Source organism: Fibrobacter sp. UWH4 (genome assembly GCF_900142475.1).
Taxonomy (GTDB): Bacteria; Fibrobacterota; Fibrobacteria; order Fibrobacterales; family Fibrobacteraceae; genus Fibrobacter.
Genome location: NZ_FRAY01000004.1, coordinates 417,035 through 431,996 on the forward strand (window position 1 = coordinate 417,035; position 14,962 = coordinate 431,996).

General features: G+C 52.8%; 13 protein-coding genes. 12 read left to right on the plus strand and 1 reads right to left on the minus strand.

Going from position 1 to position 14,962, the window contains the following annotated elements:
* Positions 1-12: 12 nt before the first annotated feature.
* Positions 13-1,353, minus strand: coding sequence for a GGDEF domain-containing protein (locus BUA93_RS09770; protein WP_072978953.1), 1,341 nt, complete (start codon positions 1,351-1,353; stop codon positions 13-15).
* A gap of 397 nt (positions 1,354-1,750) precedes the next feature.
* Between BUA93_RS09770 and rpsP the strand changes: the two genes are divergently transcribed.
* The 12 genes from rpsP (at position 1,751) to BUA93_RS09830 (ending at position 14,956) form a co-directional block, all read left to right on the plus strand.
* Positions 1,751-2,191: a 30S ribosomal protein S16 gene (rpsP, locus tag BUA93_RS16705; protein ID WP_072978954.1), complete on the plus strand. Its 441-nt coding sequence runs from the start codon at positions 1,751-1,753 to the stop codon at positions 2,189-2,191.
* Positions 2,192-2,314: 123 nt separating this feature from the next.
* Positions 2,315-2,872 (plus strand): ribosome maturation factor RimM, encoded by a 558-nt coding sequence (gene rimM / locus BUA93_RS09780; RefSeq protein ID WP_072978955.1) that lies wholly within the window; start codon positions 2,315-2,317, stop codon positions 2,870-2,872.
* Complete coding sequence (gene trmD / locus BUA93_RS09785; RefSeq protein ID WP_072979009.1) at positions 2,869-3,573, plus strand: tRNA (guanosine(37)-N1)-methyltransferase TrmD; 705 nt, start codon at positions 2,869-2,871, stop codon at positions 3,571-3,573. Before rimM ends, trmD begins: the two co-directional genes overlap by 4 nt.
* Before the next feature lie 15 nt (positions 3,574-3,588).
* On the plus strand, positions 3,589-3,936 hold the full coding sequence (gene rplS, locus BUA93_RS09790) for a 50S ribosomal protein L19 (protein ID WP_072978956.1): 348 nt from the start codon (positions 3,589-3,591) through the stop codon (positions 3,934-3,936).
* A gap of 36 nt (positions 3,937-3,972) precedes the next feature.
* A complete protein-coding gene (locus tag BUA93_RS09795; RefSeq protein ID WP_139257944.1) occupies positions 3,973-4,896 on the plus strand; it encodes a cyclic nucleotide-binding domain-containing protein in 924 nt (307 codons plus the stop codon).
* Positions 4,893-5,825: a Crp/Fnr family transcriptional regulator gene (locus BUA93_RS09800; RefSeq protein WP_072978958.1), complete on the plus strand. Its 933-nt coding sequence runs from the start codon at positions 4,893-4,895 to the stop codon at positions 5,823-5,825. Before BUA93_RS09795 ends, BUA93_RS09800 begins: the two co-directional genes overlap by 4 nt.
* Before the next feature lie 122 nt (positions 5,826-5,947).
* On the plus strand, positions 5,948-6,328 hold the full coding sequence (gene yajC / locus BUA93_RS09805) for a preprotein translocase subunit YajC (RefSeq protein ID WP_083597300.1): 381 nt from the start codon (positions 5,948-5,950) through the stop codon (positions 6,326-6,328).
* A gap of 10 nt (positions 6,329-6,338) precedes the next feature.
* Positions 6,339-6,878, plus strand: coding sequence for a peptide deformylase (def, locus tag BUA93_RS09810; protein ID WP_072978959.1), 540 nt, complete (start codon positions 6,339-6,341; stop codon positions 6,876-6,878).
* A 114-nt stretch (positions 6,879-6,992) separates the two neighbouring features.
* Positions 6,993-8,336 (plus strand): SpoIID/LytB domain-containing protein, encoded by a 1,344-nt coding sequence (locus tag BUA93_RS09815; RefSeq protein WP_083597328.1) that lies wholly within the window; start codon positions 6,993-6,995, stop codon positions 8,334-8,336.
* A gap of 4 nt (positions 8,337-8,340) precedes the next feature.
* Complete coding sequence (locus BUA93_RS09820) at positions 8,341-9,663, plus strand: tRNA (N(6)-L-threonylcarbamoyladenosine(37)-C(2))-methylthiotransferase (protein WP_072978961.1); 1,323 nt, start codon at positions 8,341-8,343, stop codon at positions 9,661-9,663.
* A gap of 36 nt (positions 9,664-9,699) precedes the next feature.
* The gene (locus tag BUA93_RS09825) at positions 9,700-11,352 is read left to right on the plus strand and encodes an SLC5/6 family protein (RefSeq protein WP_072978962.1); all 1,653 of its coding nucleotides are present in this window, start codon (positions 9,700-9,702) and stop codon (positions 11,350-11,352) included.
* 211 nt (positions 11,353-11,563) lie between these two features.
* On the plus strand, positions 11,564-14,956 hold the full coding sequence (locus BUA93_RS09830) for an MFS transporter (RefSeq protein WP_083597302.1): 3,393 nt from the start codon (positions 11,564-11,566) through the stop codon (positions 14,954-14,956).
* Positions 14,957-14,962: the final 6 nt, after the last annotated feature.

A 14,962-nucleotide genomic window follows, 5' to 3' on the forward strand; every position in this document is an offset into this window, starting at 1 on the left:
GGCTCCAGCCGTTCAGACGACCGCATCGATGATTTCGTCGCGACCGCCCTTCATAGACTCCTTATTCTTGTACATCAAGGCGTCGGCTCGTTCAAAAACAACGGAAACGTTCTTGTCGTGAGCCGGGTCGAACACAGAAATTCCGCAAGCCAAGGAGACCTTATTTTTTCCGGTACCGTCATTTACTTTTTTGACAAAGTCCTGCTCCAGTTTTTCGCGATTTTCATAATCGGAGCCGAGAAGAATTACAACAAACTCATCGCCGCCCACGCGGAACACGGGACTATGCTTGAAAGTTTCGCACACCAGTTTCGAGGCTTTCTTGATATAGATGTCGCCCACCTTGTGGCCCTGCGTGTCGTTTACGGTCTTGAGCCCGTTCACGTCGCAAATGGCAACGGCAAACTCCACCGGTTCCTTTGACTGGATTTGCCGGTTGAGTTTCGTCTCAAATTCACCATACGCATTCTTGTTCTTGATGCCCGTCAAATCGTCTCGACGCGACTTTTCGAACGCAAGGTTCGCCTCTTCCCTAATTTTCTGTTCGCGGCGCACCTGGGCATCCACGTTGGTAACACTGATAACCACATGGTTCTTGTCCGCATACACAGCCACCAGGTTCACATACTGCGGACCTGCCGGAGAATTCAAGCGATAAGTCAAGGAGAACATGGCGTGTTCGTCGAGTTCCCTCAACAGGCTTTCCCTTTTCAGAGCCGCCACAATCAGGGGGATATCCTCTTTGTAGATAACACTCAAGGCGTCCTTCTGAAGTTGGTTGAAGAAATCATCACCTTCGAAAGCGATGCAGAGTTCGCAGAACAGGCGTTCGCTCTTATACAAGGCGTAATGGTTCGTGACTAGATCTACCATATAAAGAGCGTCGTAACGTTCGGCAAGCGCCATCACGATCCGCCCAAAGACTTCACCTTTGGAAGCCTTTTTTTCCAGTTCAATGCGCTCGCGTTCACGCTTGTCAACATTGTTCACGCCAATCACTAAAAATTCATGCCCATGCGAACGAGCAAAAACCGCCTTTATCTGGAACCAGACGGGCTCACCAGCTATTACCAAGCGGTACTTGAATTCAAATACGTTTCCATCTTGAATCGCTTTGAGCAACGATTCGTGGTTGATATGGTCAGCAAAGGACTGTTTGTCTTCGGGATAAACGACAGCTTCCACATTGACTTTCACATCATCCCAAAAATTATTGCTATTCACCAATTTCAGTTCCTGATGCTCGCCGCGATAAACACGCATCGAATAACAGCTCGTTTCGTTATCAACGAAGAAAACACACTCGTAATCAAGTGAAAGAGCCGAAGCGAAATCTTCAAAAGTGAGTTGCATATCTTCTTCCCAAACTTATTTATAGAAAAACAAGTTTTTTTACAGGGAAAGGGATCTTTCTACAGCACAAAGTAAGATTTCCGCCACATTTTTATCATTTTTATCGAGCCGTTTCCACCGCTCCAAAGGGTCAATCCTTGAAGCAACCTTCCATAAACCACCAGTTAGCGGCAGGACTCCGAGCCCCCAAAATCCGTTTTTTTGCTAAAAATCGGCATTTTTACGGTTTTAGAAACTGAAATCGCCCAAATCTAGCGTTAATTTATACGCAAAGAACGGGAAAATTTTACATTCCGTCCTTTACACACAAGATTTTTTTTGCTATCTTTGGCCCAAAACAATAAAAACAAACCCCATTTTCCCCGAAAACGGGAAAATAAACAAATAAGAGGTTAAAATGGCAACCGTTATCCGTCTCGCTCGTTTCGGCAAGCGTCACAACCCCTTCTACCGCGCCGTGGTGATCGACTCCCGCAAGGCTCGCGACGATAGCTTTATCGAACAGGTGGGTTTCTACAACCCGAATTCCAAGACTCCGGAAATCAAGTTCGAACAGGAAAAGGTCCTCAAGTGGCTCCAGACCGGTGCACAGCCGTCTGACACCGTTCGCAGCCTCCTCAAGAAGGTCGGCATCATGGACCTGTTCCACGAAATCCGCGCTGGCCGTTCTATCGAAGGCAAGTCCGCTACTCCGCGTGCTGAAAAGGCCAAGAAGGCCAAGCTCGGTCCCAAGGCTCTCGCCAAGATCGAAGCTGAAAAGGCCGCCAAGGAAGCCGCCGCTGCTGAAGCCGCTGCCGCCGCAGAAGCTCCGGCCGAAGCACCTGCTGCCGAAGCATAATTTTCGCTTGAAAGGAAACCTCGTGCCGACCACACAAATTGGCACGGGGCTTTTTTATCTGGCAAAATCCGCTTGAACCAAGGTAACCACCTTCCGCTGATTCAAAACCCCACTAAGTCTTTCATGTCTGAGTCCCAAGATTACATCACCGTATGCCAGCTCATGCGCACGCATGGCGTCAAGGGATACATCAAGGCGATGCCGCTTACTCACGACCTCACGCGTCATGAGAAGCTCAAGGACGTGATGCTAAAGAAGACCAATGGTGAACAGGTACAATTGACTCTGGAAGATTCCAGGCTTGCAAACAATCTGTGGTTATTAAAGTTCAAGGGGTATGACACGCCGGAATCCCTGGTACATTTCGTCAATGCAGACGTAATGATTCCCGAATCGGAGAGGCTCCCCGCCCCCGAAGGCGAATATTACCTGGACGATTTGGAGGGTTTCCGCGTAAAACTGGAAGACGGCCGCGACATAGGCGAAGTTCTTGAAGTCGAAGAACTGCCTACCGTGAATGCGTTTCACGTCAAGTTCGACGCAGCCTTCCAACGCGAATTTTCCGCGAAAACAATCCTCGCCCCCTGGATAGACGACTGTGTCTTGGACGTGGACGAAGATGGCAAGAACATCGTATTCAGCGCAGACTATTTAAAGAGTCTGTGCCCGGAGGAAAGGTGAGAATCGACTGCATCACCATTTTCCCCGAGATGTTTGCCCCCATGAAGCAATCAATCATGGGTCGCGCCCAGAGCAAAGGACTGATGGAGTTCAACACCGTCTACCTGCGCGACTTTGCCATCAACGATTACGGCCAGGTGGACGACGTGCCGTATGGCGGCGAACCGGGAATGGTCATCAGGCCAGAACCTATCGCCAACGCCATCCGCAGCACGGGTGTCAAGGAAGATGGCGGCAAAGTCATCTACCTGACGGCAGACGGCGTTCCCTTTACCCACAAGATGGCCAAGGAACTTTCCAAGGAAAGCCACCTGGTACTCATCTGCGGGCATTACAAGGGGATCGACGACCGCATCCGCCAGTCCGAGGTCGACCTGGAAATTTCTATCGGCGATTTTGTCGTGAGCGGGGGCGAACTCCCTGCCATGCTCGTGACGGACGCCGTGGTGAGACTCCTGGACGGGGCTCTCGGCAACAAGGAATCCGGCGAAACGGACTCTTTCGCGCAGGGGGTACTGGGGTGGCCGGTCTATACCCGACCCGAAGTTTTTGAAGGAAAAAAGGTCCCCGAAGTGCTCCTTTCGGGCCACCACGCGAACATCAAAGCCTGGAGGCGCCAAGAATCGTTAAAAAGAACGCAAGAAAGACGCCTAGACATCTTTAAAAATCTTGAAGAAGATACTAAATTTGGCATCAAATAAAAACGAGGTACACAAATGTCCCTGAACATTGAAGCAATCCACAACGAAAATTTGAAGACCGACCTTCCCGAACTCCGCGCCGGTGACACCGTTACCGTGAACGTAAAGGTGATCGAAGGCACCAAGGAACGTATCCAGCCGTTCAAGGGCGTCGTGATCCAGAAGAAGAACACCGGTATTTCCGCAACTCTTACCGTCCGCAAGATGAGCGGCTCTGTGGCCGTGGAACGTATTTTCCCGCTCCACTCCCCCCGCATCGACTCCATCGTGCTCGACCGTCCGGGTAAGGTTCGCCAGGCTCGCATCTACTACATGCGCGACCTCCGCGGTAAAGCTGCTCGTATCGACGAACGTCAGGCTTAATTAGTCTTTCATCGAGGCGTTTGCATTCCTATGAATATGGGAAATTCAAATCAGCCCTCGCGTCAAGAGATAATCCCGCCCACGCACCAAAGCGTGAAGGCGGGTTTTATTGTATACTCACCCAAAAGCGAAGAACGCAGTATCGTCATTCTTGAAGAAGGCGAACTCGTCGCCCGCGAAACCACTCCGCCCCATCCGGTCGTATTCACCATGCGTCCTGGAGACCTGGTCGGGGTGGCGTCGCTTCTTGAACGGGAACCGTTCAAGTATGAACTTTCGGCAAGCAAGGATTCCAAGATTACCCTCGTTACCGAAGAATGCATGGAATCGGAGCTCAAGCGGCTCCCACTTTGGCTTTTGGCGCTTATCCGCAAGATGTCTTCCAAGACGCACCAGCTGAAGCGCGCGACCGTGGAGACCCGCGTCAAGAACACGCTCAAGAGTCTCGCCGAGTACCTGTACCACAAGCCCGAAAAAGTGAATTTCAACCTCACCGAACTGATCCGCGAATTCCGTTTCTTGACCAAGATTCCGGCGGCGACCATCCAGGAAGACGTGAAGGCGATTTTCCGCAGGCACCTGATCAAGCTTTCGCAAAAGGACGAACGCATTTACTGCCGGGTCGTCGATACCGAACTGATGCGGATTTTTGCGGATTATCAGCAGAGTATCGACAGCGGAAAGGACTTCGTTCCTTACAAATTAAGTCTCCTACAAAAGAAGCTCCTGGTATTTCTCGCCACCCTCGAAAAAGCCGAACCCAAGACCAGCCCCGAATGGATTTCGTTTATCCAGGAAAAGTTCAAAGAAGTCGAAGTCTCGCAGTGGATTAACCTGCTGAAGCTCGAGTGGTTCCGCAAGCTGGATACAGATTCCGACCGCTACGAAATGGACAAGAAAACCATCCGGTATTTTTTGAAGGCGCTCCGTTACGAGACCAACATTCGGGGGGTGCTATGATTCTTGGAGAAGGATCGATTCTTGTTCACGAAGGCGATCGCAACAACAACCTTTATGTTGTTCGTAAAGGAATTCTTCAAGGAAACAATACGCGTGGCGACAGCACCACCTACGAAGCCGGCGACCTGATAGGTGAACTTTCGCTCCTGAAGAACGAGCCCTGTCCCGAAACAATTACCGCCGATGAAGACTGCGAACTCCTAGAGATTTCTCCCGAAAACCTGAACGAAATCCAGGAACAGGAACCAGTGTGGTTCAAGTCGATTATCCAGTTCATGACAAGTCGACTTTCCATTGCGCAAAGCAACAAGCACAAAAGCGACAAGATCAAGGCGCTACCGAGCGTTCTCTACATTCTGGATTCCAAGGCGACCAAAACCGCAAGCAACGGAATCGCCTTAGACGAAATTCTCCAGGCGGTCTACAACCTTTTCAACATCTCACGCGACGGCATCAAGGACGTCCTACATCTGCTTGAGGAACTTGAAATACTCAAGGAACAGGGCGACAAGGTGTTTTTCAAGAACAGGAACGTGGTGCATCTACTGTACGAAACCATCCGGTACCGTGCCCGCTACCAAAAGATGCCTCCCCAGATTCTTTCGATGACAGAACAGATGGTGCTGAACGCCGTCATCAGGACCGTGCAACAAAGCAACGAACCGCTCAAGAACGGCATGTTCACCGTGATGACACCCGACCTGCTGAAGGTCTCACGGCGCGCCATGTACGGGGCGACACTCACGACGCGCACCCTGCTCCCGCTTTTGCAGCGCAAGCTGCTGAACGCCTCCGTAACACTTGGAGACGGGAGCGCACTACCCGAAATCGAGGCAGTTCCGTTCTTCTTCGGCGACTTCGACAATATCCTCGACCTGATGGAACTCAACCGCATTTACCCGCTGCTTGATAAAAAATTAGTGAAATAGCTAGTTCAGAATTCGGAATTCAGATTTCAGAATGGACTCAAGATTTCCGAACTCCGAACTCTGAAATCCGAATTTTTCTATATTTACCCCGCAAATCAACTAAACCCCTAGCAGGTAAAAACATGAAACTTTCCGCACTTCTCGTGACCCTTTCCTCCATCGCCGCATTCGCCCAGGAAGCAGCCCCCGAACAGCAGCAGGGTGGCATTATGAGCTTCCTTCCGCTCATTCTCCTGTTCGTGGTGATGTGGCTTTTCTTTATCCGTCCGAAGAACAAGGAAATGAAGAAGATGGAAGAAATGCGCAAGGCGCTCAAGAAGGGCGACAAGGTGATGACCACAGCAGGCATTATCGGCACCGTCACCAACATCGACGAAACCGGCACGAGCATCACCGTCCGTACCGCCTCTACCACGCTGATCGAATTTGAAAAGTCCGCCATTCTCCGTGTTCTGAACGCCGAAGCCGCTCCGGCCGCCGCCAAGACCGAAGAAAAGAAGTAAGGAGTAGCCGATGGCTCTTCTCGAAATTAAGACCTACGGCGATCCGGTGCTCCGCAAGAAGTGCGAGCCGGTGACCGAGATTACCCCCGAACTGCGCCAGCTCGCCAAGGACATGCTCGAAACCATGTACGACGCCCCGGGATGTGGTCTTGCCGCTCCGCAAATTGGCAAGAACATCCGCCTGGTCGTCATTGACACAGCCGTTCCCGGCGAAGAGGAACCGCGCCCCTACATCATGTTCAACCCTGAATGGGAAGCAGAACCCGATGCGAAGCCGGTCCCTTATGACGAAGGATGTCTTTCGGTACCGGACATTTTCTGCAACGTGATTCGCCCTGACAAGGTGTGCGTGCGTTTCTTCGATATCAACGGGGAACCGCAGGAACTGCATGACTGCGATGGACTCTTTGGCCGTTGCATTCAGCACGAGACGGACCATCTGAACGGCGACCTGTTTGTCGACAAGATTTCGACAGCCGACCGCACCATGAACCAGTCCAAGCTGCGCAAAATGGCCAAGGAAACGCAGGCGAAGTTGAAGAAGCATTAATTCTGAATTCGGAGTTCGGATTTCGGAATCATTCTTCAGTAGTCAAGTCGAATGTTCAAAAGGGAAAAAATGGATTGTAAGAAGCATAACCTAGCTGCATTTATGCTAGAAACTATGCGACAAAGCAATCCTTTTTTCTTTTTCCCTATTCTTGTTTTCTGCGCTTCGTTTGCATTCGCAGACGATGGTTTTGACTTGCCCGACGATGTGCAGAAAGCGGAAGTCCCTGCAAGCGTTGAAGACATCGCTGATGTTCCCGTCAATTTCGCACCGATTGAAGCGACGACAACAGGAACAGCCGATTTGTCCGTCAAAACAACGGCGGCAACATTCAAGGAGCACCCGATTCCCGATGAACTGAACCGTCCGCTCCGCGTAGGGATTTTCACGGGAGTCAGGGAACTTTACTTTAAGTACCAGGGCGAAACTGTCCATGTCACCGCATCCAGGAACAAGGTCAAGTTCGAAGCCGGGGGAAATTCCACCGAGGATATTTCACGGGAATTCAATAGCGATGAAGGCGGATGCCTCGCCGTCGCGCCAGACACCAAGACTCTCGGCAAGGCGTGTTACCCCGGAAGCATCCTGTTCCGCAACACGAACGGCAAGCTGGATGCCATCAATTCGGTCGATGTCGAAGACTACTTGCGCGGAGTCGTACCTTACGAAATCGGGAAACTGGACAGCAGCCGTATCGAAGCCCTGAAAGCACAGGCCGTGGCCGCGCGCACCTACGCCTACAAGCATTTCAACAGCCGTGAATCCGTAGGCTTTGACGTATACGCAGACACTAAAGATCAAGTATACAAGGGCCTCGAATCGGCAACACCGCTGACCGATGCAGCCGTCAAGGCAACCGCAGGCGTTGTCATGACTTATGGCGGAGAATTCATTATCGCCTACTATCATTCCACCTGCGGGGGCATTACCGAGACGCTCGCCACCTGGAATCGCACCGATCTCCCTTATTTAAAATCAGTCCCAGACAGGCGCCCCAACGGAAAGCCCTGGTGCGACGAATCCAGCTACACCAAGTGGGAGCGCCACTTTGCGGACAAGGAAATCGTCAAGCTTTTCAAGGCAAACGTCACCGAAGCCAAGGCGACCTTCAGCAGTGCAAACGGAAAGGATTTCAAGAAAATCAAGTCCATCAAGATCAAGGACAAGTTAAAAAGCGGGCGCATCATGACGCTCCGCGTCGAAACGGACAAGGGGCATTTCGACGTATTGACCGACCGAACGCGCTGGCTATTCAAAAAAGCCGGGACGATTCTCCCCTCTTCATTCTTTACCGTGAAAAAGGAAGGCAAGGAATGGGTGCTGACAGGGACCGGATTCGGACACGGCGTGGGCATGTGCCAAATGGGCGTTCGTGCACGAGCGCAGGCCGGGCAAAGCTACCAGGAAATCCTGAGCCATTATTATCAGGGAATCACCCTGGAAAAATTCGATCGGTAAGGCCGTGGATTATCCCAACGAAAAGCCGTTACTCGTCGTGATTAGCCAAGGTTGCGCAGCCAACTTTGGCGACGGTGAAAAAATCGCCCGCATTTTTGCAAATGATTACCGCGTTGTCTTTGGGATGCCTAAAGAAGCTACTAACGGCGAAACAGAAAAGCCCGCGGCCTTCGTACTGAATGTATGCACAGTCAAGGGAAACGCAAGCGCGTTAAAGCTGCTGCGCGAAGCCATGAGCACGGCCCCAGAGGCAAAATTATTTGTTACGGGATGTGCGCCGAAAGATTTTCGAGAAGAAGTTACAAAGATTACAGATAAAGTAATGTATACGAGTTTGAAGGAACTGCTAGCTAGTGATTGCCACGCCCCTCACGGGGCTCGCAATGACGCACAAGATTTTCGCGACCATCGCGGGGCTCGCAATGACATTCCGCTGCGAGAATCTCCGTTGGTAGGAATCGTCAACATCGAGGAAGGTTGCCTCGATGCCTGCGCCTACTGTTCCACGCGACTCGTAAAAGGCCGCCTGTACAGCTACCCCGTCGCCGATATCGTGCAACAGGTCAAGAACCTCGTTGCAGACGGCTGCGTCGAAATCCAGCTGACAGGGCAAGACTGCGGCTGCTACGGGTTCGATACAGGAACAAACCTCGCCGAACTGGTGCAGCGAATTCTTGACGAAGTTCCTGGAGACTACAAGATGCGCCTAGGCATGGGCAACCCGCGTCACATGTTGCGTTACGCCGACTCCCTCCTGAAATGTTTCGACGACGAGCGCGTCTACAAGTTCATCCACCTGCCCGTCCAGAGCGGAAGCGAAGATATCCTCAAGGCGATGAACCGCAAGCATTCCGCCCAGGACTACATCGATCTCGCCGAAGCATTCAACAGGATTCCCCGATTCACGCTCAGCACCGACCTTATCGTCGGTTTTCCCGGCGAATCGGAGCGGGACTTTCTGGACACCTTGGCGCTCCTCGAAAAGACCCGCCCGACAGTCTGCAACATCACCCGTTTCGTGCCGCGCCCGAATACACCGGCCTACAACATGACCGGCGCCGTTCCCGACAGCATCAAGCACGAGCGTTCCGCCGCCCTTGCTGAAGCCTTCCAGCAGATTGCCGCCGAGAACAATTCCCATTGGGTCGGCACCACCGAAACGGTTGTCATCGAAAAAAACGGCTACCGCAAGGGCACTTACATTGCCCGGAACGCCGCCTACCGCCCCGTCGCTATCACCAGCGAGGCGCCGCTACGGCCGGGCGAAAGGTTCACCGTCACGATAACCGCCGCAGAACCCTTCGCCCTTATCGGCGAAAGAATCTAATTTTCTAACTTTATCCCCAAAATAAAGGGAAAAAAAATGAAAAGTTCTAGAGATAACTGGGGTTCGAAACTTGGCGTTATCCTTGCAGTCGCAGGTTCCGCCGTCGGACTTGGCAACTTTTTGCGTTTTCCGGTACAGGCAGCCACAAACGGTGGCGGCGCATTCATTATTCCATACCTCATCGCCTTCCTGCTCCTGGGCATTCCTCTTTCTTGGATGGAATGGACTCTTGGTCGCGCAGCCGGCAATAAGCACCACGGCACCGCTCCGGGTGGATTCCACTATATTCTGAACAAAAAGCCCTGGGCAAAGCACCTCGGTTCGCTCGGTCTTCTCCCGCCCCTGTTCATCAGCTTCTACTACATCTTTATCCAGTCCTGGATTCTGGCGTTTACCTACTACTCCGCCACGGGCAAACTGATGGAAGTCGTCGCCGGCGGTTACGAACCGATGAAGGAATTCTTCGGCAACTATATCATGCTGAACACCAAAGTCGGCCCTGTTCCTGCCGCTATCCTCTTCTTCTTGCTCACCTTCGCCTGCAACATGGGACTCCTGTCGTTCGGCGTGCGCAAGGGCATTGAACGCGTGAACAAGATTACCATGCCGATTCTTTTGATCATGGGCATTATCCTCGTGGTGCGCGTGCTTACGATTACCGACATCGGTAAGGGTCTTGCCTTCGTGTGGAACCCGAACCTTTCCGAAATTCTTAACCCCGCCGTTTGGCTTGCCGCCTCCGGCCAGGTGTTCTTTACCATGAGCCTCGGTATGGGCATCGTCTTCTGCTACGCAAGCTACCTGAAGCCCAAGGAAGACCTGGTGCTTTCGTCTTTAACTGCGAGCGCCACCAACGGCTTTGCCGAAATCATTCTTGGTGGTACCATCGTGATTCCGATGGCCGTACTCATTGCCGGCAACAATATTGAAGAATGCGCGAAGCTCGGCACCTTCGGCCTCGGCTTCCAGACTATGCCGTTCGTGTTCGGCCAATTGCCCTTTGGCGGATTCTTCCAGACGCTTTGGTTCGCGATGCTCTTTATCGCGGGCGTCACTAGCGCTATTTCGATTATCCAGCCCCTGATCAGTTTCTGCGAAGACGACCTGAAGTTTAGCCGCAAGGGCTCCATTACCGCCACCGGTACAGTGACCTTCTTGGGAGGCCTTGTGGGTATTTTCGGCCTTGCCGCAGGCGCAGTCGATGAACTCGACTTTTGGGGCGGAAGCTTCTTGCTGGTGGTTCTCGGCACCATTCAGGCGTTCATTTTCTCGTTCGTACTCGGCCGCCGCAAATCCGACGTGATTGGCGAAGACGGCAAGCCGGAATGCGAAGCTTTCGCCTTGATGAACGACGGCGCCGCATTGAAACTCCCCCGATTCTTTAGGCCGATCATTATGTACGTGTGCCCGATTTACCTGGCAATCGTGCTAGTCGCCTGGATCATTCACGACGGCATGGGCGTACTCCTGTTGAGTAACGTTCCGGCCGATGCCAAGGTCACATTCCTCGGCAGCGAATTCTCACAGATTGGCTTTACCTGGGGCGTTCGCGGGTTCCTGCTCGCCCTCGTGGTGCTTTTGAACATTACCATCTACTACGCCTGGAAGGAGAACGGCCCGGCCAGAAAAGCCAGCATACCCCACAAGCAAAATATGTCTGTCGGCGATTCCGACAGCGAGGAGGCATAATATGGAATTTTCTACTAGCGGCCTGATTTTTATGGTCCTTTCGTGGGCAGGTATTATCGGGATGTGCACCTTCTGCTTTTACAAGGTGTTCAAGAAGAAATAGTTATGAATTCGGATTTCGGAATTCGGAATTATTTGTAATCGCGACTTCGCCGCCAAATTTTCTCATTCTGAACTCTGAATTCTGAAATCTGAACTAATTTGAGGATTTATGAAACTGACCAAGTACCAGAGTTCCATTGCGTACCTGATTTTTGTTTTCTGTAGCATTTTTGTGCAGATGGGCCTGTTCGTCCATTTCCAGAGATGGCTGTCCATCTCGTTCGAGGGGCCCGCCTTCTGGTGGCGCAGCATGCTTTTACAATTTGCCATTTTTGCACCGAGCATCTTTATGCTCCCGGCAGCCAGCTATTTTGCAGGCCGATTCCACAAGGGTCGCGTCATGGCATGGTCTTCGGTGGGAATGCTTGCCTCCGTGATTGCCGTCGTGGTCTGTTACGTGGCGGGCGCCGAATGGGTCGCCTACGGTCTCCTCGGGCTGTACGGAATATTCCTTGCCGTGCACAGCCCGGCCAAGCTCGGCATCATGAAAGAGATGGTCGAAAGCGAAGACCTCGTGAAGGTGAACTCCTGGTACATGGCGCTTTCTGTTCTCGGTACTGCTGCAGCGGCTTTCTTCGCCATGGGACTTTCTGGCAGGCCTGATTCGCCCATCAGTATCGACCTTACGCTTTGGATTTATCTCGGCTTAAGTGTCGTGACAACGATTGCTGGCTTTTGCATCAAGGTCGGCGAAAGGCACGACAACCTCAAGATGCGTTCCCCCATGCGAAATTTCTCGGCCACCTGGAGCCACCCGATTGTACGTCTATCGATTCTTGGTCTTGCCGCCTTTTGGGGCGTGACGCAGATTTTCTTGATTTTGATTCAAGACTTGGCGAATATGCTGAACACAGCCGTGATTCCGATTTCCATGTTCATCGTGACCGCCGGCTATGTGGTTGGAGCATTCTCTGCCAGTTGGGCTTCCAAGGGCTTTGTCGAAACAGGCCTGATCCCGTTTGCAGCAGTAGCCTCCGCTATTACCATGTTTGCACTCCCGTTCGTACATAACGCCTGGTTGCAGGCGATCCTTTACGGCATTATCGGTTGGAGCGCCGGCTGCGCCTTCGTGATTTTGCGTACGGTCATTCAAAGCTACACCCGCCCCGATACAGCAGGCCGCATTCACGCAGTGGCAAACTGCATTCAGATGGCTGCACTCGTGCTGATTATGGGCGGTCAAACATTGCTCCTCATCTTTACGCCGATTACGCTCGATTACTGCTTTATGATTTTAGCGGTAATTCTTGCACTTTGCTTTATTGCAACCCTCAAGAACAACCCGATGGCCCTTTTGCGAGCGGCACTCCGCTTTGCGTTCGCCTTCGTATTCCATTACCGAGTCAAGGTGATGGGCGTACAGAACATCCCCGAAAACGGTCCGGTCCTTCTCGTGGGTCCGCATTTCAGCTTTATTGACTGGGCGGTCCTCCAGATCGCATCTCCCAGGCCACTCCGCATCGCAAGCAACCGCAACACATTCGCCGACTGGTACCAGCGCTGGTTCTTCCACGGGAACTTCCTGATTAGCATTAACCGCCGCGACCCGGCCCCTGCCATGGAAGAAATCCACAAGGCGCTCCTGAACGGAGAAGCGGTCGTCATCTTCCCCGAAGGCGAAGTATCGAAAACTCCGTTCGTCTCGACATTCTCTCTCGATTACAGCAAGGCCATCGAAGGCACCGAAGCGCAGATCGTTCCGTTCTATATTCAGGGACTCTGGGGCAGCCGCTATAGCCATGCCTCGGAATGCGTGAACCGCCCCCAGTCCTTCAACCGCATCATCAGTGTCGGTTTTTCGAAACCGCTCCCGGCGAACGCCTCCGAAAAAGACATCCGCCGCGACCTGGAACTTCTGGACACCGACATCTGGAACGCCGCCATAAACTACTCCGAAACCATCGTTCCGCTTTGGTTCAAGGCCATGCGCAAGCGCCGTTCCCGCGTGATGCTTATTGACCCCGCCGGCAACCACGTCAACGGCTACGACATGATTCGCCTGTGCCACTATTTCGGCAAGGTCATCAAGTCTGTCGCCAAGGGTGACCGCAACGTAGGCTTTATGCTCCCGACCAGCCGCGACGCCGCCCTCGGCATTATGTCGATTCTCGGCACCGGCAAGACGTCCGTGAACCTGAACTACTCTGCGCCGGTCGATACGATTCTCGGCTGCATCGAAAAGGCCGACCTTTCTACCGTAGTGACGACGCACGCCTTCTTCGACAAGCTCTGCGGAAAGAACGTCGCCTTCGGACAAATCGCCGGTAAATGCCAGATGATTTACCTGGACGAAGAAGAAGCGAAAATGTCGACGATATGTCGCCTTGTTTCGACCTTTATCATCCACATCTGCCCGGGAGCGATTTTACGCCGTCTGTGGTTTACCGCAGCCGACCTGAACGACGACGCCGTCATCCTGTTCAGTTCGGGTTCCGAAGGCACCCCGAAGGGTGTCGAACTCACGCACAAGAACGTGATCGCGAACGCCCAGCAGGGTGACCACATTATCAAGCTTCGCCGCACCGATGTCATGACAGCCCTTCTCCCGCTGTTCCATTCGTTCGGCTTCACCATGACTTATATGATGCCACTTCTGGACGGAGTCCCGATGGTTCTCTGCCCCGACCCGACGGACATCAAGACGCTCGCCCGCGTGTGTGCCCAGTACAAGACGACCATCATGATGGGCACGCCGACCTTCCTCCGAGCCATCGCTATCAACCGCTGGGTTCATCCGATGTGCCTGGATTCGTTGCGCTACATTATCGCCGGCGCCGAAAAGCTCCGCCCCGAAATGCGAGAAACCTTCAAGCTCAAGTTCGGCAAGGATGTCTACGAAGGTTACGGATGCACCGAACTCACGCCGCTCGCTACGCTCAACGCCCCGAACGTACTCCTTGACGACTTCCTCACCATGGAAAAATGCTCCGACAACTCGAGCATCGGCATGTCCGTACCGGGTTCCGTCTGCGCCATCATCGATCCGGAAACCAACGAATTCCTGCCGCAGGGTGAAGAAGGCATGCTGGTCGTGACCGGTCCGCAGGTCATGAAGGGCTACCTCAAGGACAAAGAAAAAACAGACAGCGTCATCCTGGAAGTCAACGGACGCCGCTGGTACAAGACCGGCGACAAGTGCACCATCACCCCGGATGGGTTCGTACAAATCCTCGGACGTTACAGCCGCTTTGCCAAGCTCGGTGGCGAAATGATTTCACTCACCGCCGTAGAACTCCGCATCGCCGAATCCGGCATCATGGAAGACCACGAATTCGCCGTGACGGCCGTTCCGGATTCTGCCAAGGGCGAAAAAATCGTGCTCCTGGTCAAGGAGGGTAACGCCGAAGAAATATCCCGCAAACTCCGCAAATCGGGCATTCCGCCGCTTATGCAGCCGGGCGCCGTCTTCAGTGTCGATCAGATTCCGAAGCTCGGGAGCGGCAAATGGGACTTCAACGGGATGAAAAAACTCGCTTTGGAACTGGTAGACGAGAAAAAATAACCCTTC